The organism is Enterobacteriaceae endosymbiont of Donacia fulgens, assembly GCF_012567545.1.
Taxonomy (GTDB): Bacteria; Pseudomonadota; Gammaproteobacteria; order Enterobacterales; family Enterobacteriaceae.
The window spans coordinates 315038-340489 of sequence record NZ_CP046182.1 but is presented as its reverse complement, the minus strand read 5'-3'; the positions used below and the strand labels follow the sequence as shown (position 1 = coordinate 340489).

Genomic DNA, 25452 nt, shown 5'->3' with positions numbered 1-25452 from the left:
TATTTTATTTATAGAAATTTATGTTTATATTATATTGTTTTAATGACATCATTACGTTTTTCTTGACGTTCATCTTTTAATTTTAAAACACAAGATATATTTTTTCTTTCTGTTTTTGTTTTAATTATAAGATATCTTATAATATGTTCATTAATTCTTAAACTTTTTTCAATATCTTTTATTATATTAGTATTATTTAAATTAATATTTATTAAAATATAATGTGCTTTATGTAATTTTAATATAGGATAAGCTAATTGTCTTCTACCCCAATCTTCGAATCTTGAAATAAAACCATTATTTTTAATAATAAATTTTTTATAATATTTTATAATACTATTTATTTGATCACTTTGATCTGGATTTATCATTAATATTATTTCATAATATTTCATCATTTTATTTACCTTATAATTATGATTATAATCAAATATTAAAATTAAAATATCATTACATTCTATTTTTTATAAAATTATTATATAATATTTTTTTATATTACATAAATTTATATTTTTAAAATTATACATTATTATGAATAATAAAGATTTTTTATGGAAATTTTTTTTTCATCAAGAAAAAAAAAAAAAATATTTTATAAAATTAATTAAAAAAATTAATGTAGATATTAATAATGATAAAATTATTTATCCTAAAAAAAAATATATTTTTAATATTTTTAAAAAAATAAATTTTAATAATTTAAAAGTAGTAATTATTGGCCAAGATCCTTATTATGGTTTTAATCAAGCTAATGGTTTAGCATTTTCAGTAATGCCTAATATAAATATCCCTCCTACACTAAAAAATATTTATAAAACTGTAAAATTAGATATTCCTAATTTTAGGATTCCTAATCATGGATATTTAATAAATTGGGTTAATGAAGGTGTAATGTTATTAAATTCTGTTTTAACTGTAGAAAAAGAAAAACCTAGATCTCATGCTGATATTGGATGGGAAATTTTTACAAATAATATAATAAAAATAATTAATTATAATTATAAAAATATTGTTTTTTTATTATGGGGAAATTACGCTAAAAAAAAAATAAATTTTATAACATCAAATCATTTAGTCTTAACAACATCACATCCATCTCCTTTATCTTTCTATAAAGGTTTTTCTACTTGTAAACATTTTTCTAAAACAAATAAATATCTTATTTTAAAAAAAAAAAAACCTATTAATTGGAATATTAATAATATTAATTAATTTAATTTTATTAAAAAATTTATTATTATAAAAATAATTATTTGTAATTATTATATAATTATTTTAATTTAATATTTAATGTTTTTTAAAAAAATTTATAAAATAGAAAAAATATGTTTTATAAGGTAAAATAATGAAAAATGTCGGTTTTATTGGTTGGAGAGGAATGGTAGGTTCGGTTCTTATAAAAAGAATGCTAGAAAAAAAAGATTTTAATAATATTAATGCTATTTTTTTTTCTACTTCTCAATATGGGGAATCTATACCTAATATTAATATAAAAAGTAAAAATAAAAAATTAGAAAATGCTTATAATATTGAAAAATTATTAGAGTTAGATATAATTATAACATGCCAGGGAAGTGTATATACAAACGAAATTTATTTTAAATTACGTGAAAAAGGCTGGAATGGCTATTGGATAGATGCAGCTTCTAATTTAAGAACATTAGATAATGCAGTTATTGTTTTAGATCCTATTAATTTAAAAGATATACAACAAAAATTAAATATGGGAATAAAAACTTTTGTAGGAGGTAATTGTACTGTTAGTTTAATGTTAATGGCTTTAGGAGGATTATTTAAAAATAATTTAATTGATTGGATTTCTGTTTCTACATATCAAGCAGCATCAGGTGCTGGTGCTAAATTTATGAAAGAACTTATTTTACAAATAAAATATATATCTAATAATATACCTAATTTAATTGATTATAAATCTGATAATGTTTTAAATATAGAACAAGAAATTTCAAAAAAAATGTATTCACCTAATTTTCCCAAAAAATTTTTTCATACTTCTTTAATTAATAATTTAATTCCCTGGATAGATAAAAAAATAAATAATAGTGGTCAAACCAAAGAGGAATGGAAAGGACAGTATGAAACTAATAAAATTTTAAATACGACTAAAATAATACCAATTGATGGAATATGTGTTAGAATTGCAACTTTACGTTCACACAGTCAATCATTTACAATAAAATTAAAACAAAACTTATCTATAGATAATATTCATTATCTTATTAAATCTCATAATAAATGGGTAAAAATTATACCAAATAATTTTGATGATACTATTAATTTCCTTACCCCATCTTTTGTAAGTGGAAAATTAGATATAGTTGTAGGACGAATAAAAAAATTAAATATAGATAAAAATTGTTTTTCAATTTTTTCAGTAGGCGATCAATTACTTTGGGGTGCATCAGAACCATTAAGAAGAATGTTAAAATTGTTAATTTAAATTTTTATAAAAATTAATATTTAAACTTGTTTTTTTATTTTATTAAAAGTAATATTTATATAAAATAAGATAATTTAATTATCTTATTTTAAATATATATTTTAAAATTTTAAAAATTTTAATATTACTAAAAAATTTTGGAGAAAAAATGAAATTTTTTAATAAAAAAGTATCAATATTTATTATATTAATTTTAAGTATTGGCTTAAATTTATCTACTGCAAATGCATTTAAATTAAATAATACATCATGGTGGAATAAAAATAAAACTAAAAATATTATTAAAAAAAAGATAAAAAATCAAAAAAAAAAACAAATTATAGAAAATAAAAAAAAAGAAAAAAAATTTAAAAATGATAATGAAAAAATGTCTTATGCTTTAGGTATAATAATAGGAAAATATTTAACTAATTCATATCAAATACAAAAAACATTAAAAATAGTATTAGAGAAAAAATTTATTCTTCAAGGAGTTTCTGATTCTTTAGAATGTAAACATAAACTTTCTAATGATGAAATTGATAGATTACTTACATTATATGAAAAAAATGTAAAAAATTTTACTCCAGATGAAGCTCAAGATGAAGCAAACATGAGTAAAATTCAAGGACAAAAATATATTAAAAATTTTTTAAAAAGAAAAAATGTAAAGCAGACTAAAAGTGGATTAGTATATCAAATACATAAAATGGGTTATGGTAAAAAAATTACTAATAATAATCAAATTATTGCTATTAAATATACAGGAAAATTAATTGATGGTACTGAATTTGATGATACAGAACCAAATAAACCTTTATTTATAAGTTTAAAACAAGTAATAGCTGGGTGGAAAGAAGGATTAAAATATATAAAAAAAGGTGGTAAAATAACATTAGTTATACCTCCTAAATTAGCTTATGGATCAGAAATAACTTCAGGAATACCACCTAATTCTACTTTAATATTTGATATTGAACTTGTAGATATAAGAGATTCAGTATCTACAAAATAAATTTTTTATTTATAAAAAATTGTATATAAGCAAAAAAAATAAATTATATAAAGTTAATGTAAAATGTTTTTTATTTTTGGATTTTTAAATAATATGATTTTTGTAATATTAATCACAGAAGCTCCATATAATAATCAAAATTCTTATTCTGCATATTTATTCGCTAAAGCGGTAATACAGAAAAAAGAAATAATAAAAAGTATTTTTTTTTATAGAGATGGAGTATGTAATTCTAATAAAAATATTAAATTTAATGATAATGAATTGAATTTAATTACTTCTTGGAAAAAATTAAGTATAAAATATCATATAAATTTATATTTATGTATTACTTCTGCTAAAAGAAGAGGTTTAATTTTAGAAGAAAAAAATAGTTTTAATAAAGAAAATTTTATTAATTATAATCAAAATAATATGATTAATAATTATTTTCAAATAACTACTTTAAGTACATTTACAAAATCAATATTAACTTGTGATCGCTTAGTTCAATTTTAATGAATAAAATAGCATTTATATTTTCTAAATCTCCTTATGGAAATAGTATTGGTAAAGAAGGACTTGATGCTGTAATTTCTATATCCTCATTTACTGAGGATATAGCATTATTTTTTGTAGGAGATGGTATTTTACAAATACGAAAAAAACAAAAAACAGAAAAATTTTTATTAAAAAATTATAATATTAGTTTTGGTATTTTAAAATTATGTAATATTAATAATTATTTTATTTGTTCAAAATCTTTAGAAATATTAGGAATAAAAGATTATAAAAAAAAAAATTGGATTTTACCTGTTCAAATTATAAATCCATTAATGTGGCAAAAAAAAATTAATAATTATAATATAATTCTTAATTTTTAATTAAATAAAATATTTTTATATATATGTTATATACCTTATTTAATTCTCCATCATCTTGTAATTTTTCTTTACTATTAAATCTTTTAAATAAAAATGATGATTTATTATTAATTCAAGATGGAGTAATAGCTGGATTAAAAAATAGTATTTTTATAAAAGAAATTATAAAAATAAAACAAGAAATGAAAATATTAATATTTGCAATAAATGATGATATATTGGCTAGAGGTTTAAATATAAATATTTCAAAAAAAATTATACGAATAGATTATATAAAATTTGTTGATTTAGTTATAAAAAATAAAAAACAAATAATATGGTAACTATATTTATAAATAAATATAAAAATTAAATTTGGATAAAAAAATGGTAACAATTAATCAACTAGTTAGAAAAAATAGAAAAAGAAAAATAATAAAAACTAATGTACCTGCTTTAAATTCCTCTCCTCAAAAAAGAGGAGTATGTACAAAAGTATATACAACAACTCCTAAAAAACCAAATTCTGCATTACGTAAAGTTTGTAGAGTAAGATTAACAAATGGGTTTGAAGTTACTTCCTATATTTCAGGAGAAGGACATAATTTACAAGAACATTCTGTAATTTTAATAAGAGGAGGTAGAGTAAAAGATTTACCTGGAGTTAGATATCACACTATTAGAGGTTCTTTAGATTGTACTGGAGTAAAAGATAGAAAACAAGGTAGATCAAAATACGGAACAAAAAAACCTAAATAATATTATTAAATATTATTTTTTATTTATATTTATTTAAGTTTTATTAAAATAATGGAGTAAATTTTATGCCTCGTAGACGTATAATTAGTCAAAGAAAAATATTACCAGATTCTCAATTTGAATCAAATTTATTAGCTAAATTTATTAATATACTTATGGTACATGGTAAAAAATCTGTTGCAGAATCTATTGTTTATTCTGCATTAAATAAAATAACAAAAAAAATAGGTAAAAAAGAAATAGACATATTTTTAAATGCTTTAGAAAATGTAAAACCTGTAGTAGAAGTAAAATCAAGAAGAGTAGGTGGTTCAACATACCAAGTTCCTGTTGAAATAAGACCAATAAGAAGAAATACATTAGCAATGCGTTGGTTGATTAATGCTGCCAGAAAAAGACAAGAAAAATCTATGATTTTAAAATTAACTAATGAGATATTAGATGCTTTAGAAAATAAAGGAAATGCTGTTAAAAAACGTGAAGAAATACATAAAATGGCAGAAGCTAATAAAGCATTTGCTCATTATCGTTGGTAAAATATTAATTAAAAAAAATGAATCAATTAATTAAAAAAATATGCGTAGCTAGATCAATATTTAATATTTTATGAAAATATTATTAATATAATTTTGAAATTTTTTATCTAATAAAATAGAGGAATAATATATGAGTCGTAAAACTCCTATAACAAGATATCGTAATATTGGTATTAGCGCACATATTGATGCAGGTAAAACAACTACAACAGAAAGAATTTTATTTTATACAGGCGTAAATCATAAAATTGGAGAAGTACATGATGGAGCAGCTACAATGGATTGGATGGAACAAGAACAAGAAAGAGGTATTACTATTACTTCGGCTGCTACTACAACATTTTGGAAAGGAATGTTTAATCAATATAAATCACATAGAATAAATATTATTGATACCCCAGGACATGTAGATTTTACAATTGAAGTAGAACGTTCTATGAGAGTATTAGATGGAGTTGTTATGATTTATTGTGCTGTCGGGGGGGTACAACCTCAATCAGAAACAGTATGGAGACAAGCTAACAAATATAAAGTACCTAGAATTGCTTTTATAAATAAAATGGATAGAATGGGGGCAAATTTTAAAAAAGTAATTCAACAAATAGAAAATAATTTATTAACAGAAGCTGTTCCATTACAGTTACCTATAGGTTCAGAACATAAATTTACTGGTATTATTGATTTAATACAAATGAAAGCATTAAATTGGAATGAAAAAGATCAGGGAATAAGTTGTAATTATACTACTATACCATTAAACATGAAAAACGAAGTTAAATTATGGCGACAAAAATTAATAGAAACAGCAGTTGAATCTAATGAAATATTATTAGAAAAATATTTAAATGGTTATGAAATTTCTATACAAGAAATTAAATCTTCTTTAAGAAAAAGAGTTTTAAATAATGAAATTACTTTAATAACATGTGGTTCAGCCTTTAAAAATAAAGGCGTTCAAGCATTATTAGATGCAATAATTGATTATTTACCTTCACCCAAAGATATACCTCCGATTCAAGGAATATCAGATAATAAAAAAAAAAAAATAATTACTCGTGAAACTAATGATAATGAATTATTTTCCGCTTTGGCTTTTAAAATTGCTAATGATCCTTTTGTAGGAAATTTAACTTTTTTTAGAGTATATTCCGGAACTATTAGTAGTGGAGAAATTATTTATAATTCTATAAAAAAACAAAAAGAACGTATTGGTAGAATTGTTCAAATGCATGCTAATAAAAGAGAAGAAATAAAAAAAGTTTATGCTGGAGATATTGCAGCAGCTATTGGATTAAAAAATGTAACAACTGGCGATACATTATGTGATGTTAATAAATGTATTATTCTTGAAACAATGGAATTTCCAGAACCTGTTATTTCTATTGCAATAGAACCTAAAACTAAAATAGATCAAGAAAAAATGGGTTTAGCTTTAAATCGTCTTATTAAAGAAGATCCCTCATTAAGAAGTTGGACAGATGAAGAAACAAATCAAACTATTATTGCTGGAATGGGAGAATTACATTTAGAAATAATTGTTGATAGAATGAAAAGAGAGTTTAATGTATCTGCAAATATTGGGAAACCACAAGTTTCTTATCGAGAAACTATACAAAATAGTATAAATAATATAGAGGGAAAATATATTAAACAAACCGGAGGCAGAGGACAATATGGTCATGTAGTAATAGATATTTCTCCATTAAAACCACAAAAAAATAATATAAGTTATTTATTTACTAATGATATAAAAGGTGGTGTAATACCTAATGAATATATTTCAGCTATAGATAAAAGTATTCAAGAACAATTAAAATCAGGTCCTATGGCAAATTATCCTGTAGTAAATATTGCTGTAAGACTTCATTTTGGTTCTTACCATGATGTAGATTCTTCTGAATTAGCTTTTAAGTTAGCAGCAGCAATTGCTTTTAAAAATGCATTTAAAAAAGCTAATCCTATTTTACTTGAACCTATAATGAAAGTAGAAGTAGAAACACCTCAAGAATACATGGGAGATGTAATTGGAGATTTAAATCGTAGAAGAGGAATTATTGAAGGTATGAATGATATTCCTACTGGGAAAATTATACGTGCTTGTGTTCCTTTATCAGAAATGTTTGGTTATGCTACTGATTTACGTTCTTATAGTCAGGGTAGAGCATCCTATACTATGGAATTTTTAAAATATAACAAAGCACCTAATAATATTGCAAAAATAATTATTGAATCTAGATCTAAATCATAAAATTTTATATAATAAAAATAATATATATTAATTTATTAGAAGGATATTAATCTGTGTCTAAAGAAAAATTTGAACGATCTAAACCTCATATTAATGTAGGAACTATAGGACATGTTGATCATGGAAAAACAACTTTAACAGCAGCAATAACTACTGTTTTATCTAAAAAATATGGTGGTTCACCAAAAGCTTTTGATCAAATTGATAATGCTCCAGAAGAAAAAGCAAGAGGTATAACAATAAATACATCTCATGTAGAATATGATACTAAAAAACGTCATTATGCTCATGTAGATTGTCCAGGACATGCTGATTATGTAAAAAATATGATTACAGGAGCAGCACAAATGGATGGAGCTATACTTGTAGTTGCTGCAACAGATGGACCTATGCCACAAACTAGAGAACATATTTTATTAGCAAGACAAGTTGGAGTACCTTACATTATAGTTTTTATTAATAAATGTGATATGGTTGATGATGAAGAATTATTAGAATTAGTAGAAATGGAAGTACGTGATTTACTAACACAGTATAATTTTCCAGGAGATACTACTCCTATTATTCAAGGATCAGCTTTAAAAGCTCTTGAAGGAGATAAAAAATGGGAAGAAAAGATTATTGAATTAGCAAACTCTTTAGATACTTATATTCCTAATCCTATAAGAGAAATTGATAAACCTTTTTTATTACCGATAGAAGATGTTTTTTCAATTTCAGGTAGAGGAACAGTAGTAACAGGAAGAGTAGAAAAAGGTATAATAAAAGTAGGAGAAGAAGTAGAAATTATAGGTATTAGAAAAACTATAAAATCTATTTGTACTGGAGTAGAAATGTTTCGTAAATTATTAGATGAAGGACGTGCAGGTGAAAATGTAGGTATCCTTCTTAGAGGAATAAAAAGAGAAGATATAGAAAGAGGACAAGTTTTAGCTAAACCAGGGTCAATTAATCCACATACTAAATTTGAAGCTGAAGTCTATATTTTATCTAAAGATGAAGGTGGTAGACATACAGCCTTTTTTAAAGGTTATCGTCCTCAGTTCTATTTTAGAACTACAGATGTAACTGGAACTATAGAATTACCTTCTAATATTGAAATGGTTATGCCTGGAGATAATATCAATATGATAGTTACATTAATTTATCCTATCGCAATGACTAATGGTTTACGATTTGCTATTCGTGAAGGAGGTCGCACTGTTGGGGCAGGAGTAGTTACTAAAGTATTACAATAAATAATAATAAAAGAAGATAAGGGAAAATATTAATACTCCCTTTGATTCTTTTTAAAATATATTAAAATATTTAATAAATTATTAGCAAAATTTATATGTAATTTATATATAATATTCTATATTATTTTTTATTGGTTAATATACAATGAATATTATAAATTTTAAAAAAAATATAAATAAATATATTACAGATATTACAAAATGGTTTATTAGTCTAGTTCTTTTATTTATAATTTTAATATTTAATTATAATTATCAAAAGATAAATTTATCTATTCGTGTATTTTTATTTTTTTTTATATTTACTTTAATTATTTTCATCATATCATCTACTAATAAGGGTAAAAAATTTTTTTCTTTTATATATGATGCACGAATAGAAACTAGAAAAGTTATATGGCCTTCTTATAAAGATACTTGGAATACAACATTAATAATAATGTTAATTATTACAATAATTTCTTTTATTTTTTTTATATTAGATAATTTTTTAATTTATTTAATATCATTTTTAACTGGAACAAGGTTATAATAATGAATAAATTTTTAAAAAAAAAATGGTATGTTATTCAAGCTCGTTCTGGTTTTGAACATCGTGTTGCTAAATCATTAAAAGAATATATCAAAATTCATAACATGAATGATTTTTTTGGTAAAATTTTAATTCCTACTGAAGCTGTAGTTGAAATACGTGGAGGTCAAAAATATAAAAGTGATCGTAAATTTTTTCCTGGATATATATTAATTCATATGATTATGAAAGAGTTAAGTTGGCATTTAGTACGTAGTGTTCCTAAAGTTTTAGGTTTTGTAGGAGGTAAATCAGATAATCCTTTACCTATTAGTGATAAAGAAGTAGATACCATTATTAATACTTTACAAAAGATTGGAGATAAACCTAGACCAAAAACAATATTTGATCCAGGAGAAATAATTAGAGTAAAAGATGGTCCTTTTTCTGATTTTAACGGAATAGTTGAAGAAGTAGATTATGAAAAAAGTAGATTAAAAGTTTCTGTATCAATTTTTGGTAGATCAACTCCTGTTGATTTAGATTTTCGTCAAGTAGAAAAAGGATAATATATTATATTAACGGAGATATATTTATGACAAAAAAAATTAAAACTTATGTAAAATTACAAGTTCCTGCGGGTAGTGCCAACCCTAGTCCTCCTATTGGTCCCGCATTAGGACAACATGGTGTAAATATCATGGATTTTTGTAAAAATTTTAATGCTAAAACTAGTAATTTAGAAAAAGGTACTCCTATTCCGGTAATTATTACAATTTATATTGATAAAACTTTTACATTTATTACAAAAACACCCCCAGTATCTGCAATGATAAAAAAAATACTTGGTATTAAAAAAGGTTCAAACAAACCTAAAATAGATAAAATAGGTATAATTACAAAAGATCAAATTCGTAAAATTGCAGAAATTAAATATGTTGATATGACTGGAATAAATATTAAATCTGTAATGTCTTCTATAGAAGGTACTGCTCGTTCTATGGGATTAATGATTGAGGATTAAAATATAATGGTAAAATCAACAAAACGCATGAATTTAATGTATAAAAATATAAATTTAAAAAAACAATTTTCTATTGAAAATGCTATTAATCATTTAAAAGATTTAAGTAAAGTTAAATTTATTGAAAGTATTGATATTTCTATTAATCTAGGTATAGATCCAAAAAAAACAGAACAAAATATTAGAGGTAATGTTTGTTTACCTCATGGTACAGGTAAAAATATAAAATTTGCAATTTTTGCATCCGGTCAAGAAGCAATTAATGCTAAAAAATTAGGAATAAAATTAGTAGGGATGGAAGATTTATCAACAAAAATTACTAATGGTGAAAAAAATTTTAATGTAGTAATATCAACTCCAGAAGCTATGGATATCGTTAGTAAATTAGGTCCTATTTTAGGACCTAAAGGATTAATGCCTAATCCTAAATTAGGAACAATCACAAATAACATAATTGAAACAATTAAAAAAATACAAAATGGACAAATAAATTTTCGTAATGATAAAAGTGGTATTATTCATGCTAGTATAGGAAAAATTAATTTTACAAATAATAAAATTAAAGAAAATTTACAAATTTTATTAAAAACTTTAAAAAAATATAGACCTTTAAAATTAAAAGATAATTATATAAAAAAAATATATCTTTCATCTACTATGGGAATTTCTATAGAAATTACTAAAGATTGTGCAAATTTAATAAATTAATATTTTACTTTACAAAATTTTTTTTTATATTAAAATCATAATTTTTAACAAAAAACATTTTTTTTGTTAGAATTAATATTCTATATTAGAATAATAATTCTTTTTTTTTATAAAAAACAGGAGTGCAATCAATATTATAATGTTATTAAATATTACAAAAAAAAAAATGATTGTTAAAAAAATTAGTAAAATAAATAAAAATGCCTTATCAGCTGTAATTGTTGATTTTTGTGGTGTTAACAGTAATAATTTAAATAAATTAAGGAAAAAAAGTAGAGAAAATGATATTATTGTAAATATTATAAGAAATAAACTATTAAAATTAATTATTAAAGGTAGTAATTTTCAATGTTTAGATCCATTAATTCATGGACCTATATTAATAGCCTATTCACTTAAACATCCTGGGGATGCTGCTCGTTTATTCAAAAAATTTAATAAAATTGATGAAAATTTTAAAATTAAGGCAGCCGCTTTTGAAAACAAAATTATAAATAGTGAAGATATTAATATTTTAGCTAATTTACCTACATATAAAGAAGCTATAACACGTTTTTTAATAATTATAAAAGATATTTCTATTGGAAAATTTCTTAGAATTTTACTTGAAATTAAAAATATAAAATAAATTTAATTTATTTAAATAAATATTATTATTTTAGGAAAGAGTATTATGTCAATAACTAAAGAACAAATTATAAAAGCTATAGAATCTATGTCTATTATGGATATAATGGAATTAATAAAGTCTATAGAAAAAAAATTTGGTGTTTCTAGTATTAAAACAAATGAAAAGATTGATAATAAAAAGAAAAAAGAAAAAGAAGAAAAAACAGAATTTAATATATATTTAAAAAATATAGGAAAAAATAAAATTTCTGTTATAAAAACCGTAAGAAGTATAATGAATTTAGGATTAAAAGAAGCTAAAGATTTAGTGGAATCAGCTCCTGTAATATTAAAAGAATCTATTAATAAAGAAGAAGCATTAGATTTAGAAGCTAAGTTAAAAAATTCTGGAGCAGAAATAGAAATTAAATAATTTTATAAAAATTTTAATAAAGAATTTATTTATATAAATATTATTTATGAAAATAAATATTAATTTAATTAAATTGTTTAATTTGTCAGATAACTGAGGAACCATATGGTTTATTCTCAAACTGAAAAAAAACGTATTCGCAAAGATTTTGGAAAAAGACCTCAAGTTTTAAATATTCCATATTTACTATCTATTCAGATTGATTCATTTAAAAAATTTATAAAAAGAGATCTTAAAGGGGAATATGGTTTAGAAGCTGCATTTAAAAGTATTTTCCCTATATCTAGTTATAGTGGTCATGCTAAATTAGAATATATAAATTATCATTTAGGAAAATCACTTTTTAATGTAAAAGAATGTCATACAAGAGGAATGACTTATTCTGCTCCTATAAAAGTAATATTAAGATTAATTGTTTATGATAAAGAAAAACCTGAATTATCAATTAAAAATATAAGAGAACAAGAAGTATACATGGGAGAAATACCATTAATGACAAAAAATGGTACTTTTATAGTTAATGGTATTGAACGTGTTGTTGTTTCACAATTACATAGAAGTCCAGGTGTTTTTTTTGATAGTGATAAAGGTAAAACACATTCATCAGGGAAAATATTATATAATGCTCGTATTATTCCTTATAGAGGATCTTGGTTAGATTTTGAATTTGATCCTAAAGATAATATTTTTGTACGTATAGATAGAAGAAGAAAATTACCGGTTACAGTTATCTTACGTGCTTTAGATTATGATATAGAAGAAATATTAGATATTTTTTTTGAAAAAAATATTTATAAGATAAAAAATAATAAAATAAAAATGGTATTAATACCAGATAGATTAAGAGGAGAAACAGCATCTTTTAATATTAAAAAAAATGATATTATTTATATAGAAAAAGGAAAAAGAGTTACTATACGTCATATTAATAAATTAAAAAAAGATAATGTTAGATCTATAAATATTCCTATAGAGTATATGATTGGTAAAAGAGTTATAAAAGATTATATTGATAAAATAACAGGAGAGATAATTATTTCTGCCAATTCTCCTTTATCAATAGATATTATTAATAGAATTTTTAAAAATAATCATATAATTGAAACTATTTTTACTAATGATTTAGATCATGGTAATTATATTTCAGAAACATTAAAATTAGATAATACAAATAATCGTTTAGATGCTTTAGTAGAAATTTATAGAATGATGAGACCAGGAGAACCTCCTACAAAAGAAGCTGCAGAAATATTATTTAAAAAATTATTTTTTGTAGAAGATCGTTATGATTTATCTCCTGTAGGTAGAATGAAATTTAATCTTTCATTATCTCGTGAATCTATTTTTGGAGCTAGTATTTTAAGTAAAAAAGATATTATTGATGTTATCAAAAAATTAATTAATATCCGTAATGGTCATGGTAATATTGATGATATTGATCATTTAGGAAATAGAAGAATTCGTTCTATTGGAGAAATGGCTGAAAATCAATTTCGTATAGGTTTAATTCGTGTAGAAAGAGCTGTAAAAGAAAGATTATCTTTAGGAGATATAGAAAATTTAATGCCTCAAGATATGATAAATGCTAAACCTATTTCTGCAGCTTTAAAAGAATTTTTTTGTTCTAGTCAATTATCACAATTTATGGATCAAAATAATCCATTATCAGAAATTACACATAAACGTCGTATATCTGCTTTAGGTCCAGGTGGGTTAACGAGAGAAAGAGCTGGGTTTGAAGTTAGAGATGTTCATCCGACACATTATGGACGAATATGTCCAATTGAAACCCCGGAAGGACCTAATATAGGTTTAATAAATTCATTATCAGTATATGCAAGAACAAATCAATATGGATTTTTAGAATCTCCATATATTTTGGTAAAAAATGGATTTATTACTGATAAGATTCATTATTTATCTTCAATAGAAGAAAGTAATTTTATTATTGCTCAAGCTAATACTAATATTAATGAAAATAAATATATTAAAGATCAATTTATTATATGTCGTTATAAAAATGAATCAAGTTTATTTCAAAAAGAACAAGTCCAATATATGGATGTTTCTACACAACAGATTGTTTCTATCGGAGCTTCTTTAATACCATTTTTAGAACATGATGATGCTAATCGTGCTTTAATGGGTGCAAATATGCAGAGACAAGCTGTACCTACATTAAAAACAGAAAAACCTTTAGTAGGAACTGGGATGGAAAGAATTGTTGCAATAGATTCAGGTGTTACTATTATTGCTAAAAATTCTGGGATTGTACATTATGTAGATGCTTCACGTATTATTATTAAAAGAGAAAATAGTATTTTTAATAATCAAGATAATATTGATATATATCATCTAGAAAAATATATAAGATCTAATCAAAATACATGTATTAATCAAATTCCATGTGTAAATTTAGGTGAATTAATTCATAAAGGAGATGTATTAGCAGATGGGCCTGCAACAGATTTAGGAGAGTTAGCATTAGGACAAAATATGAGAGTAGCTTTTATGCCATGGAATGGTTATAATTTTGAAGATTCTATTTTATTATCTGAAAAAGTAGTTCAAGAAGATAAATTTACTACTATACATATACAAGAATTATCTTGTATTTCACGTGATACTAAATTAGGTCCAGAAGAGATTACATCTGATATACCAAATGTAAGTGAATCTTCTTTATCTAAATTAGATGAATGTGGAATTGTATATATAGGAGCTGAAGTAAAAAATGGAGATATTCTTGTAGGTAAAGTAACTCCTAAAGGAGAAACACAATTATCACCAGAAGAAAAATTATTACGTGCTATTTTTGGTGAAAAAGCATCTGATGTAAAAGATACTTCTTTACGTGTTCCAAATGGAGTATATGGAACTATTATTGATGTACAAATTTTTACAAGAGAAGGTGTAAAAAAAGATAAAAGAACTATAGAAATTGAAGAAATGCAGTTACAACAAATTAAAGAAGATTTATTTGTTGAACAAAAAATTTTTGAACAAAATATATTATTTAATATACAAAAATTTTTATTAAAAAATAATTTTTTAAAAGAAGAAAATATAAAAAATTTTGATATAAATTTCGTTATTTCTTTATCTTTACAAGAAAAATCAAAACAGAAACAACTAGATAATTTTATTAAAGAATATAGAGAAATAAAAAATATTTTTCAAAAAAAAATAAAACTACAAAAAATGAAAATTACACAAGGAAATGATTTAGCACCTGGTATTTTAAAAATTATTAAAGTAAATTTAGCTGTAAAAAGACAAGTACAATCAGGTGATAAAATGGCAGGAAGACATGGAAATAAAGGAGTAATTTCTAAAATTTGTCCTATAGAAGATATGCCTTATGATGAAAATGGTACACCTGTTGATATTATTTTAAATCCTTTAGGAGTTCCATCTAGAATGAATATAGGACAAATATTAGAAACACATTTAGGATTAGCTGCAAAAGGTATTGGTAATAAAATTAATATTTTATTGAAAAAACAAAAAAATATAGAAAAAATACGTAATTTTTTGCATAAAGTATATAATATTGGAAATAATACACGTCAAAATATAAATTTAAATAAATTTACTGATAACGAAATATTTTTATTAGCAAATAATTTAAAAAAAGGAATGCCTATTGCTACTCCAGTTTTTGATGGTGCACAAGAAAAAGAAATTAAAGATTTATTAACATTATCTAATTTACCAGTTTCTGGTCAAATAAAACTATATGATGGACGTACAGGAGAAGCTTTTGAAAAACCAGTTACTGTAGGATATATGTATATGTTAAAATTAAACCATTTAGTAGATGACAAAATGCATGCTAGATCAACAGGATCATATAGTCTTGTAACACAACAACCATTAGGTGGAAAAGCTCAATTTGGAGGACAAAGATTTGGAGAAATGGAGGTTTGGGCTTTAGAAGCATATGGAGCTGCATATACTTTACAGGAAATGTTAACAATTAAATCTGACGATGTTAATGGTAGAACAAAAATGTATAAAAACATTGTTGATGGCAATCATCAGATGGATGCTAATATTCCAGAATCCTTTAATGTTTTACTTAAAGAAATACGTTCATTAGGTATAAATATAAATTTAGAAAATAAATAATAATTTTATATTAAAATTTTACTGGTTTATAATATAATTGAGGTAATAAATTTGTGAAAGATTTATTTAATTTTTTAAAATCACAAAAAAAAATAGAAGAATTTGATACAATAAAACTTTCTCTAGCTTCTTCTGATATGATAAAATCCTGGTCTTTTGGAGAAGTAAAAAAACCTGAAACAATTAATTATCGTACTTTTAAACCAGAAAGAGATGGTTTATTTTGTGCTCGTATTTTTGGTCCTATTAAAGATTATGAATGTTTATGTGGCAAATATAAACGTTTAAAACATCGAGGTGTTATTTGTGAAAAATGCGGTGTTGAAGTTACACAAACTAAAGTTAGAAGAGATAGGATGGGACATATTGAACTTGCTTCACCAATAGCTCATATATGGTTTTTAAAATCTTTACCTTCTAGAATAGGCTTATTATTAAATATGCCTTTAAGAGATATAGAGAAAATTTTATATTTTGAATCATATGTAGTTGTAAAAGAAGGTATTTCTAGATTAGAAAAAAAACAAATTTTATCTGAAGAACAATATATGGATTTATTAGAAGAATTTGGAGATGAATTTGAAGCTAAAATAGGTGCTGAAGCTATACAATATTTATTAAAAAATATTAATTTAAAACAAGAATGTAAAATATTACGTAATGAATTAAATAATACAAATTCAGAAACTAAAAGAAAAAAAATAGCTAAAAGAATAAAATTATTAGAATCTTTTATATATTCTGGTAATAAACCAGAATGGATGATAATGAATATATTACCTGTTTTACCACCTGATTTAAGACCTTTAGTACCTTTAGATGGGGGTAGATTTGCAACATCAGATTTAAATGATTTATATCGTAGAGTTATTAATCGTAATAATAGATTAAAACGTTTATTAGAATTATCTGCACCTGATATTATAGTAAAAAATGAAAAAAGAATGTTACAAGAAGCTGTTGATGCGTTATTAGATAATGGAAGAAGAGGAAAAGCTATTACTGGTTCTAATAAACGACCTTTAAAATCACTAGCTGATATGATTAAAGGTAAACAAGGAAGATTTCGACAAAATTTATTAGGAAAAAGGGTTGATTATTCAGGAAGATCTGTTATTACGGTAGGACCTTATTTACGGTTACACCAATGTGGTTTACCTAAGAAAATGGCATTAGAACTATTTAAACCATTTATATATGGTAAACTAGAAATTAAGGGATTTGCAACAACTATTAAAGCTGCAAAAAAAATGGTGGAAAAAGAAGAATCAATAGTATGGGATATACTTGATGAGGTAATTAAAGAACATCCTATATTATTAAATAGAGCACCTACTTTACATAGATTAGGTATACAAGCTTTTGAACCTATTTTAGTTGAAGGAAAAGCAATACAATTACATCCTTTAGTATGTGCAGCTTATAATGCTGATTTTGATGGAGATCAAATGGCTGTTCATATTCCTCTAACATTGGAAGCTCAATTAGAAGCAAGAATTTTAATGATGTCTACTAATAATATTTTATCTCCAGCAAATGGAGAACCAATTATTGTGCCATCACAAGATGTAGTTTTAGGTATATATTATATGACTAAAGATAAAATTAATGCTTATGGAGCGGGAATGATATTAACAGGTCCTAAAGAAGCAGAACGTGCTTATAATGTAGGACAGGTAGATTTACATGCTCATGTTAAAGTTAGAATTAAAGAATATACAAAAAATTTATTAACAAATAAATGGATCAAAAATATTATTATTGTTAATACTACAATTGGCAGAGCTATTTTTTGGAATCAAGTCCCAAAGGGAATTCCATATTATCTGATAAACAAAACTCTAGGTAAAAAAGATATTTCTAATATTCTTAATATATGTTATAGAATTTTAGGATTAAAATCTACAGTTATTTTTGCGGATCAAATTATGTATACTGGATTTCATTATGCAACAAAATCAGGAACATCTGTTGGTATAGATGATATTATTATACCTAAAAATAAAACTGAAATTATTAATGAAGCAAAATTAGAAGTTAATGAAATTCAAGAACAATTTCAATCAGGTCTTGTTACTGCAGGAGAAAGATATAATAAAGTTATTGATATTTGGGCTTCTGCTAATGAAAAAGTAGCTAAAGCTATGATGAAAAATTTATCAGTTGATAATATAACTAATCAAAAAGGATATATAGTTAAACAAAGTTCTTTTAATAATATTTTTATGATGGCAGATTCTGGAGCTAGAGGTTCTGCAGCACAAATTAGACAGTTAGCTGGAATGAGAGGATTAATGGCGAAACCAGATGGTTCTATTATTGAAACTCCAATTATTGCTAATTTTAGAGAAGGTTTAAATGTTTTACAATATTTTATTTCTACTCATGGTGCTAGAAAAGGATTAGCTGATACTGCTCTAAAAACAGCTAATTCTGGATATTTAACTAGAAGATTAGTAGATGTAGCACAAGATTTAGTTATAACTGAAGATGATTGTTCTACTTTAGGGGGAATAAGAATTTCTTCAATTATAACAGGAAGAGATATAAAAGAATCATTACGAGAAAGAGTTTTAGGTAGAGTTACAGCTGAAGATGTTTTAAAAACAGACGGGAAAACAGTTCTAATTTATAAAAATACTTTATTAAATGAAAAATATTGTAATATATTAGAACAATACGCCATTGATAATATTAAAGTAAGGTCTGTTGTTAGTTGTGAAACTTCTTTTGGTGTTTGTGCATATTGTTATGGTCGTGATTTAGCTAGAGGACATATTATAAATAAAGGAGAAGCTATAGGTGTTATTGCAGCTCAATCTATAGGGGAACCTGGTACTCAATTAACCATGAGAACTTTTCATATTGGAGGAGCTGCTTCAAGATCTGCAGCAGAATCTAGTATACAAGTAAAAGATAATGGAATTATTAAATTAGTAAATACAAAATCAGTTATAAATAATACTAATAAATTAGTAGTTATTTCAAGAAATGCTGAATTAAAAGTAGTTGATAATTTAAATAAAATTATAGAAAGTTATAAAATACCATATGGAGCTATTATAACAAAAAAAAATGGATCTAATATTATTGCTGGAGAAATAGTGTCTTACTGGGATCCTCATTCTATGCCAATTATTACTGAAGTTAGTGGGAAAATAAAATTTGTTGATATGTTAGAAGGACAAACAGTTATAAAACAAACAGATGATTTAACAGGATTAGTATCTTTTGTTGTCTTAGATACCTCGGAAAGACCTTCTATAGGTCGAGATTTTAGACCTATGATTAAAATTTTAAATGAAAATAATGAAGATATAATTATACCTGGTACAGATATGCCAGCACATTATTTTCTACCTAATAAATCTATTATTCATTTAAAAGATGAAAGTATGATTAGTATAGGAGATATTTTAGCAAAAGTACCACAAGAATCAGGAGGTACTAAAGATATTACTGGAGGACTTCCAAGAGTAGCAGATTTATTCGAAGCACGTAAGCCTAAAGATGCTGCTATATTAGCAGAAATTAGTGGTATTATCTCTTTTGGAAAAGAAACAAAAGGAAAAAGAAGAATAATCATTACTCCTATTAATTTAGATATAGATCCATATGAAGAAATGATTCCAAAATGGAGACAATTAAATATTTTTGAAGGAGAACTAATTAATAAAGGTGATATTATTTCAGATGGGCCGGAATCTCCACATGATATCTTAAGATTAAGAGGGGTAAATGCTGTTACTAATTATATAATTAATGAAGTACAAGATGTTTACCGATTACAAGGAGTAAAAATTAATGATAAACATATAGAAGTTATTATACGTCAAATGTTACGTAAAGCTACTATAACTAAAATGGGAGATTCTAATTTTTTAGAGGGAGAGCAATTAGAAGTTTCTATAATTGATAGAGAGAATAAAAAATTAAATGATCAGGGGAAAAATATTGCACGATATAATCGTGATCTATTAGGAATTACTAAAGCATCTTTAGCAACTTCTTCTTTTATTTCAGCGGCTTCTTTTCAAGAAACAACCAGAGTTTTAACAGAATCTTCTGTTGCAGGGAAAAGTGATGAATTAAAAGGATTAAAAGAAAATGTAATTGTAGGTAGATTAATCCCTGCAGGAACTGGATATTCTTATCATACAAATCGTATTAATAAAAAAAAGATTGATAAAAAAAATAATAATATTTCTTCAGCAGATTCTGCTGCTGCTAATTTAACTGAATTATTAAATGCTAATTAAAAAATATATATTTTAAAAATTTTTATATTTTTTATTTATTTATATAAATAAAATATATTAAACTTTTTTTTAATATCTTTTTTTGATATATTTAAACATAGTATTTTTACTATTAAAATAAATTGTTATTTATTTAATAAATAATTTTATGAATTATAAAAAAAAAAAAAATCTAAAATATGGTTAAAAAATAATTTTAAAGATTTTTATATAAAAAAAGTTCAAAAAAATATTAATAGATATAGATCAAGATCTTGGTTTAAATTAGCAGAAATAGAAAAAATAGATAAAATTTTTAAAAAAAATATGATAATAATTGATTTAGGATCCTCTCCTGGAGGATGGTCTAGTTTTGCATCATTAAAAATTGGTAATAAAGGAAGAATTATAGCATGTGATATATTACCAATGGATTATATTCAAAACGTTAATTTTTACAAAGGTAATATATGTAATCCTATATTTTTTAATAAAATTATAAAAAAACTTAATAAAATAAAAGTTCATATGATAATGTCCGATATGTCTCCAAATATTTCTGGTATTAAAGAAATAGATATACCTCGGATTATTTATTTGAATGAATTAACATTAAAATTATGCTATTCTAAATTAAGACACAATGGAATTTTTCTAGTAAAAACTTTTCAAGGTAAAGGATTAACACAATTTTATAAAAAAATTAGTTCTATATTTGAAATAGTTAAAATTAGAAAACCTAATGCTTCAAGATCTCAATCAAATGAAATTTATATTGTTGCAAAAAGATATAAAAATTAATATAAAATATACTATAAAGTTACAAGGGGTTACTTTTTGAAAGATATGGCAAAAAATCTAATTCTCTGGTTAGCAATTACAGTCATATTAATATCTGTTTTCCAGAGTTTTAATCTAAATAAATTTAATAAAAAAAAACAAATTTCATATTCAACTTTTCTATCTGAAATTAATCAAAATAAAATTGTTAAAACAAGTATTAATGGTAGAAGAATTCGTGTATTTAGAAAAAATAATAGTAATTATATTACTTATTTACCAATGCATGATCCAAATTTACTAAAAATACTATTTTTAAAAAAAATTAAAATTTTAGGAGAACCTCTACAAAAACCTAGCATATTATTATCTATTTTTATTTCATGGTTTCCAATGTTTTTATTAATTGGAATATGGATTTTTTTTATTCGTCAATTACAAAATAGTAGTAAAGGAGCTTTATCTTTTGGTAAAAGTAAAGCACAAATGCTTACAGCAGATCAAATAAAAATTACATTTAATGATGTTGCAGGATGTGATGAAGCGAAAGAAGAAGTTAGAGAATTAGTAGATTATTTAAAAGAACCTAAAAAGTTTCAAAAATTAGGAGGAAAAATTCCTAAAGGTATTTTAATGGTAGGCCCTCCTGGAACAGGAAAAACTTTATTAGCAAAAGCTATTGCTGGAGAAGCTAAAGTACCATTTTTTATTATTTCAGGTTCTGATTTTGTAGAAATGTTTGTAGGTGTAGGTGCCTCAAGAGTAAGAGATATGTTTAATAAAGCTAAAAAATTAGCTCCATGTATTATTTTTATTGATGAAATAGATGCTGTAGGAAGACAAAGAGGAGCAGGATTAGGTGGGGGGCATGATGAAAGAGAACAAACATTAAATCAAATGTTAGTAGAAATGGATGGATTTAATAATAATGAAAGTATTATTGTAATTGCTGCAACTAATCGTCCTGATGTATTAGATCCCGCTCTTTTAAGACCTGGACGTTTTGATCGACAAGTTATTGTTGGGTTACCAGATATAAGAGGTAGAGAACAGGTATTAAAAATACATATAAAAAATGTACCTATTTCAAAAGAAGTTGATTTAAAAATTTTAGCTAGAGGTACTCCTGGTTTTTCAGGAGCTGATTTAGCTAACTTAATAAATGAAGCCGCTTTATTAGCAGCACGTCATAATTATAATTATGTTTCTATGTTAGAATTAGAAAAAGCAAAAGATAAAATTATGATGGGTGCAGAAAGACGTTCTTTAGTAATGACTGAAAAACAAAAAGAAGCAACAGCTTATCATGAAGCAGGTCATGCTATTATAGGTAGATTAGTTCCAGATCATGATCCAGTACATAAAGTAACAATTATTCCAAGAGGAAGAGCATTAGGAGTAACATTTTTTTTACCTGAAATTGATATTATTAGTATGAGTAGACAAAAATTAGAAAGTAAAATATCTACTTTATATGGAGGTAGAATTGCTGAGGAAATAATTTATGGAGAAAAATATGTATCAACAGGATCATCTAATGATATTAAAGTAGCTACTAATATTGCAAGAAATATGGTTACACAATGGGGTTTTTCTAAAAAGTTAGGACCTTTATTATATACAGAAGAAGAAGGAGAAATTTTTCTAGGAAGATCAGTTGCTAAAGCTAAACATATGTCTGATGAAACAGCTAAAATTATTGATCAGGAAGTAAAATATTTAATAGAAGAAAATTATAATAGAGCATTTAAAATTTTAAAAGATAATATTGATATTTTACATGAAATGAAAAATACACTTATTAAATATGAAACAATTAGTTCAATACAAATTGATGATTTAATGGCTAGAAAAGAAGTTAGACCGCCTGATTATGAAAAAAAAGAAGAAATTTTAAAAAAATAAATAATTTTATGATTTTTTATAAAAAAAGAAAAAAGTACATCATAAATATTAAATATCATAAATATTTTGGAACAGATGTAATTAGAGGTACTTTAAGTAAATTTCCAATAACTTATAATTTTATTATTAAGTTAGTTATAGTTATTGGAAAAATATTTTTAAAAAAGAAATATCATAATATTATTATTCAATATATAAAAATTTCAAGAAATATGATAACTAATATTATATCTCACAAGGTTGTTTAAATATTTCTGGTTTAAATCCAATTATTTTAGGTAAAATACCTACTATTGTATTAGCTTATTTAATAAAAATATCTAAAATACATTTAGGAATTATCATATCATTATCACATAATCCTTTTTATTATAATGGTTTTAAAATATTTATTAATAGTATTAAAATTAACAATCAGATAGAAAAAATTATAGCAGATAAAATAAGTAATATTTTTTCAATATCACAATTTTTAATATCTAAAAAAAATAATTTTTATATTTTTTATAAAACTGAAAAAAAATATATTAAATATTGTACACAATATTTACCAAATTCTTTAAATATATTAAAAATTATTATAAATTGTGTAAATAGAGCAATTTTTAATATAGTTCCTAAAATTTTTAAAAAATTTAATAATTCAATTATATTTTTAGAAATTAATCCAAATGTAATTAATATAAATGATAAATGTGGTGCTACTGATTTAAAAATTTTGAAAAAAAAAATTATCAAATATAAATTAGATTTAGTAATTTCTTATGACGGTGATGGTGATAAATTAATTATGTTAGATTATTTAGGAAAATATAGTAAATTGTGATTAATTAATCTATATAATTGTTAAATATTATTTAAAAGATAATAAAAATTTATTAAAAGAAGATATTTGTTGTTGGTACTGAAATTAGTAATTTAGGTTTATAACTATCATTAAAAAATATAGATATTTCATTTATATGTACTAATATTGGAGATAAATTTATTTATACTATATTAATAAAACAACAATGGAAGTTTAGTGCTGAATTTTCAGGATATATAATTTTATTAAATAAAAATACAACTGGAGATATAATTCTAGCGAGTATAGAAATAATAAATATTATAATAAATACAAATAAAAATTTGTATAATTTACATTATAAAATGTATTTATTTACTCAAAAAATTATTAATTTTCTTTTAAAAAAAAATAATTTTTTAAAAAAAAAAAAATAATGTTTTTTTAAAAAAATTAAAAAATAATTTAAATAAAAATGAAAATTTTTTTTTAAGAAAATTAGGTACTTAACCTTTAATTAGAATTTTAATTTAAGAAAAAAATAAAAATAAAATTAATATAATAGCTCATAAAATAAAAAAATATATAAAAAATAATTTTTTTTATAAAATTTAAAATTATATTGCAATTATTATTAATTAATATATAATTAAAATAATTAATAATTAAAAAGATGTTTTATTAGCTTTCATGTATAAATTATTATTAATTTTATTTATTATTGTTTCATTTTTTTTAATTAGTATTATTATGTTTCAAAATAATGATGATATAGACATTAGTGCTTCATCAAGTAATACACAATCACCTTTTAATACAAATATGTCTAATAAAATTTTAACTAAAAGTATTATTCTGCTTGCATCTTTATTTTTTATAATTAGTTTATTATTAAGTAATATTAATGTAAAAAAATATATGAAAAATATTAAATTTCATAATATTTTAAAAAATAAAGTTTAGGTATAATAAAATTTACCGAGGTGGTGAAATTGGTAAACACGCTACCTTGAGGTGGTAGTGCCCTATTTTTGGGTTTACGGGTTCAAATCCCGTCTTCGGTATTATCAAAATTATACTTGCATTATTTATTTTTTTAGCATATTATATATTATCATTAAAGTAGACGCGGGGTGGAGCAGTTTGGTAGCTCGTCGGGCTCATAACCCGAAGGTCGTTGGTTCAAATCCAACTCCCGCAACCAAATACCACATTGTATTTAATCCTAAATTATATTTTATATAAAAATAA

24 protein-coding genes, 2 tRNA genes and 1 pseudogene are annotated in these 25452 nt (G+C 23.3%); 26 read left to right on the top strand and 1 reads right to left on the bottom strand.

Translation table 11 applies throughout. The annotated features are described in order from the left end of the window. Positions 1-29 precede the first annotated feature (29 nt). A complete protein-coding gene (gene rpsF / locus GJU05_RS01685) occupies positions 30-395 on the bottom strand; it encodes a 30S ribosomal protein S6 (protein WP_208753810.1) in 366 nt (121 codons plus the stop codon). 136 nt (positions 396-531) lie between these two features. Between rpsF and ung the strand changes: the two genes are divergently transcribed. The 26 genes and pseudogenes from ung (at position 532) to GJU05_RS01555 (ending at position 25405) form a co-directional block, all read left to right on the top strand. Then, the gene (gene ung, locus GJU05_RS01680) at positions 532-1212 is read left to right on the top strand and encodes a uracil-DNA glycosylase (RefSeq protein ID WP_208753809.1); all 681 of its coding nucleotides are present in this window, start codon (positions 532-534) and stop codon (positions 1210-1212) included. Between the two features lie 133 nt (positions 1213-1345). Then, on the top strand, positions 1346-2458 hold the full coding sequence (asd, locus tag GJU05_RS01675) for an aspartate-semialdehyde dehydrogenase (protein ID WP_208753808.1): 1113 nt from the start codon (positions 1346-1348) through the stop codon (positions 2456-2458). A 148-nt stretch (positions 2459-2606) separates the two neighbouring features. Further along, positions 2607-3452: an FKBP-type peptidyl-prolyl cis-trans isomerase gene (gene fkpA, locus GJU05_RS01670; protein ID WP_208753807.1), complete on the top strand. Its 846-nt coding sequence runs from the start codon at positions 2607-2609 to the stop codon at positions 3450-3452. 63 nt (positions 3453-3515) lie between these two features. Next, positions 3516-3950, top strand: coding sequence for a sulfurtransferase complex subunit TusD (gene tusD / locus GJU05_RS01665; protein ID WP_208753806.1), 435 nt, complete (start codon positions 3516-3518; stop codon positions 3948-3950). Next, positions 3950-4315 carry a sulfurtransferase complex subunit TusC gene (gene tusC, locus GJU05_RS01660; protein WP_208753805.1) on the top strand — a complete coding sequence of 122 codons (366 nt, stop codon included), beginning with the start codon at positions 3950-3952 and terminating at the stop codon, positions 4313-4315. The genes tusD and tusC overlap by 1 nt, the downstream gene beginning before the upstream one ends. A gap of 23 nt (positions 4316-4338) precedes the next feature. Beyond that, entirely contained in the window at positions 4339-4638 is a 300-nt protein-coding gene (gene tusB / locus GJU05_RS01655; protein ID WP_208753804.1) for a sulfurtransferase complex subunit TusB, read from the top strand. Positions 4639-4681: 43 nt separating this feature from the next. Continuing rightward, positions 4682-5053, top strand: a complete 372-nt coding sequence (gene rpsL / locus GJU05_RS01650) for a 30S ribosomal protein S12 (RefSeq protein ID WP_208753803.1) — start codon at positions 4682-4684, stop codon at positions 5051-5053. A 65-nt stretch (positions 5054-5118) separates the two neighbouring features. Beyond that, entirely contained in the window at positions 5119-5589 is a 471-nt protein-coding gene (gene rpsG / locus GJU05_RS01645; RefSeq protein WP_208753802.1) for a 30S ribosomal protein S7, read from the top strand. A 130-nt stretch (positions 5590-5719) separates the two neighbouring features. Beyond that, positions 5720-7837 (top strand): elongation factor G, encoded by a 2118-nt coding sequence (fusA, locus tag GJU05_RS01640; RefSeq protein ID WP_208753801.1) that lies wholly within the window; start codon positions 5720-5722, stop codon positions 7835-7837. 53 nt (positions 7838-7890) lie between these two features. Further along, positions 7891-9075: an elongation factor Tu gene (gene tuf / locus GJU05_RS01635; RefSeq protein ID WP_208753800.1), complete on the top strand. Its 1185-nt coding sequence runs from the start codon at positions 7891-7893 to the stop codon at positions 9073-9075. A gap of 145 nt (positions 9076-9220) precedes the next feature. Next, entirely contained in the window at positions 9221-9607 is a 387-nt protein-coding gene (gene secE, locus GJU05_RS01630) for a preprotein translocase subunit SecE (protein ID WP_208753799.1), read from the top strand. 2 nt (positions 9608-9609) lie between these two features. Continuing rightward, positions 9610-10155 (top strand): transcription termination/antitermination protein NusG, encoded by a 546-nt coding sequence (nusG, locus tag GJU05_RS01625; RefSeq protein ID WP_208753798.1) that lies wholly within the window; start codon positions 9610-9612, stop codon positions 10153-10155. Between the two features lie 26 nt (positions 10156-10181). Then, positions 10182-10610 (top strand): 50S ribosomal protein L11, encoded by a 429-nt coding sequence (rplK, locus tag GJU05_RS01620; RefSeq protein ID WP_208753797.1) that lies wholly within the window; start codon positions 10182-10184, stop codon positions 10608-10610. Positions 10611-10616: 6 nt separating this feature from the next. Beyond that, the gene (gene rplA / locus GJU05_RS01615) at positions 10617-11318 is read left to right on the top strand and encodes a 50S ribosomal protein L1 (RefSeq protein WP_208753796.1); all 702 of its coding nucleotides are present in this window, start codon (positions 10617-10619) and stop codon (positions 11316-11318) included. A 139-nt stretch (positions 11319-11457) separates the two neighbouring features. Further along, complete coding sequence (rplJ, locus tag GJU05_RS01610) at positions 11458-11946, top strand: 50S ribosomal protein L10 (RefSeq protein WP_208753795.1); 489 nt, start codon at positions 11458-11460, stop codon at positions 11944-11946. A 45-nt stretch (positions 11947-11991) separates the two neighbouring features. Further along, a complete protein-coding gene (gene rplL, locus GJU05_RS01605; protein ID WP_208753794.1) occupies positions 11992-12360 on the top strand; it encodes a 50S ribosomal protein L7/L12 in 369 nt (122 codons plus the stop codon). Between the two features lie 105 nt (positions 12361-12465). Continuing rightward, positions 12466-16491 (top strand): DNA-directed RNA polymerase subunit beta, encoded by a 4026-nt coding sequence (rpoB, locus tag GJU05_RS01600; RefSeq protein ID WP_208753793.1) that lies wholly within the window; start codon positions 12466-12468, stop codon positions 16489-16491. Positions 16492-16544: 53 nt separating this feature from the next. Further along, positions 16545-20750, top strand: coding sequence for a DNA-directed RNA polymerase subunit beta' (gene rpoC / locus GJU05_RS01595; RefSeq protein ID WP_208753792.1), 4206 nt, complete (start codon positions 16545-16547; stop codon positions 20748-20750). Between the two features lie 177 nt (positions 20751-20927). After that, on the top strand, positions 20928-21530 hold the full coding sequence (locus GJU05_RS01590) for an RlmE family RNA methyltransferase (protein WP_208753947.1): 603 nt from the start codon (positions 20928-20930) through the stop codon (positions 21528-21530). 45 nt (positions 21531-21575) lie between these two features. Next, positions 21576-23378, top strand: a pseudogene (ftsH, locus tag GJU05_RS01585) (ATP-dependent zinc metalloprotease FtsH); the annotation flags it as partial. A gap of 44 nt (positions 23379-23422) precedes the next feature. Further along, the gene (locus GJU05_RS01580) at positions 23423-23662 is read left to right on the top strand and encodes a hypothetical protein (protein ID WP_208753790.1); all 240 of its coding nucleotides are present in this window, start codon (positions 23423-23425) and stop codon (positions 23660-23662) included. Further along, positions 23644-24240 (top strand): phosphohexomutase domain-containing protein, encoded by a 597-nt coding sequence (locus tag GJU05_RS02320; RefSeq protein WP_425482337.1) that lies wholly within the window; start codon positions 23644-23646, stop codon positions 24238-24240. Before GJU05_RS01580 ends, GJU05_RS02320 begins: the two co-directional genes overlap by 19 nt. Positions 24241-24359: 119 nt before the next feature. Further along, positions 24360-24638, top strand: coding sequence for a phosphohexomutase domain-containing protein (locus tag GJU05_RS02315; RefSeq protein ID WP_208753944.1), 279 nt, complete (start codon positions 24360-24362; stop codon positions 24636-24638). Positions 24639-24891: 253 nt separating this feature from the next. Then, positions 24892-25164, top strand: a complete 273-nt coding sequence (gene secG / locus GJU05_RS01565; protein ID WP_208753789.1) for a preprotein translocase subunit SecG — start codon at positions 24892-24894, stop codon at positions 25162-25164. A gap of 14 nt (positions 25165-25178) precedes the next feature. Beyond that, positions 25179-25265: transfer RNA gene (locus tag GJU05_RS01560), tRNA-Leu, on the top strand. A gap of 63 nt (positions 25266-25328) precedes the next feature. Beyond that, a tRNA-Met gene (locus GJU05_RS01555) sits at positions 25329-25405 on the top strand. Positions 25406-25452: the final 47 nt, after the last annotated feature.

What these genes read in the sequence shown, in the direction of transcription:
- rpsG (WP_208753802.1), top strand. Translation starts at nt 5,119, where the DNA reads ATGCCTCGTAGACGTATAATTAGTCAAAGAAAAATATTACCAGATTCT.
- rpsL (WP_208753803.1), top strand. Translation starts at nt 4,682, where the DNA reads ATGGTAACAATTAATCAACTAGTTAGAAAAAATAGAAAAAGAAAAATA.
- ung (WP_208753809.1), top strand. Translation starts at nt 532, where the DNA reads ATGAATAATAAAGATTTTTTATGGAAATTTTTTTTTCATCAAGAAAAA.
- secE (WP_208753799.1), top strand. Translation starts at nt 9,221, where the DNA reads ATGAATATTATAAATTTTAAAAAAAATATAAATAAATATATTACAGAT.
- tusD (WP_208753806.1), top strand. Translation starts at nt 3,516, where the DNA reads ATGTTTTTTATTTTTGGATTTTTAAATAATATGATTTTTGTAATATTA.
- tusC (WP_208753805.1), top strand. Translation starts at nt 3,950, where the DNA reads ATGAATAAAATAGCATTTATATTTTCTAAATCTCCTTATGGAAATAGT.
- tusB (WP_208753804.1), top strand. Translation starts at nt 4,339, where the DNA reads ATGTTATATACCTTATTTAATTCTCCATCATCTTGTAATTTTTCTTTA.
- rplA (WP_208753796.1), top strand. Translation starts at nt 10,617, where the DNA reads ATGGTAAAATCAACAAAACGCATGAATTTAATGTATAAAAATATAAAT.
- nusG (WP_208753798.1), top strand. Translation starts at nt 9,610, where the DNA reads ATGAATAAATTTTTAAAAAAAAAATGGTATGTTATTCAAGCTCGTTCT.
- fkpA (WP_208753807.1), top strand. Translation starts at nt 2,607, where the DNA reads ATGAAATTTTTTAATAAAAAAGTATCAATATTTATTATATTAATTTTA.
- rplJ (WP_208753795.1), top strand. Translation starts at nt 11,458, where the DNA reads ATGTTATTAAATATTACAAAAAAAAAAATGATTGTTAAAAAAATTAGT.
- rplK (WP_208753797.1), top strand. Translation starts at nt 10,182, where the DNA reads ATGACAAAAAAAATTAAAACTTATGTAAAATTACAAGTTCCTGCGGGT.
- GJU05_RS01580 (WP_208753790.1), top strand. Translation starts at nt 23,423, where the DNA reads ATGATTTTTTATAAAAAAAGAAAAAAGTACATCATAAATATTAAATAT.
- fusA (WP_208753801.1), top strand. Translation starts at nt 5,720, where the DNA reads ATGAGTCGTAAAACTCCTATAACAAGATATCGTAATATTGGTATTAGC.
- rpsF (WP_208753810.1), bottom strand. Translation starts at nt 395, where the DNA reads ATGAAATATTATGAAATAATATTAATGATAAATCCAGATCAAAGTGAT.
- secG (WP_208753789.1), top strand. Translation starts at nt 24,892, where the DNA reads ATGTATAAATTATTATTAATTTTATTTATTATTGTTTCATTTTTTTTA.
- asd (WP_208753808.1), top strand. Translation starts at nt 1,346, where the DNA reads ATGAAAAATGTCGGTTTTATTGGTTGGAGAGGAATGGTAGGTTCGGTT.
- rpoB (WP_208753793.1), top strand. Translation starts at nt 12,466, where the DNA reads ATGGTTTATTCTCAAACTGAAAAAAAACGTATTCGCAAAGATTTTGGA.
- rplL (WP_208753794.1), top strand. Translation starts at nt 11,992, where the DNA reads ATGTCAATAACTAAAGAACAAATTATAAAAGCTATAGAATCTATGTCT.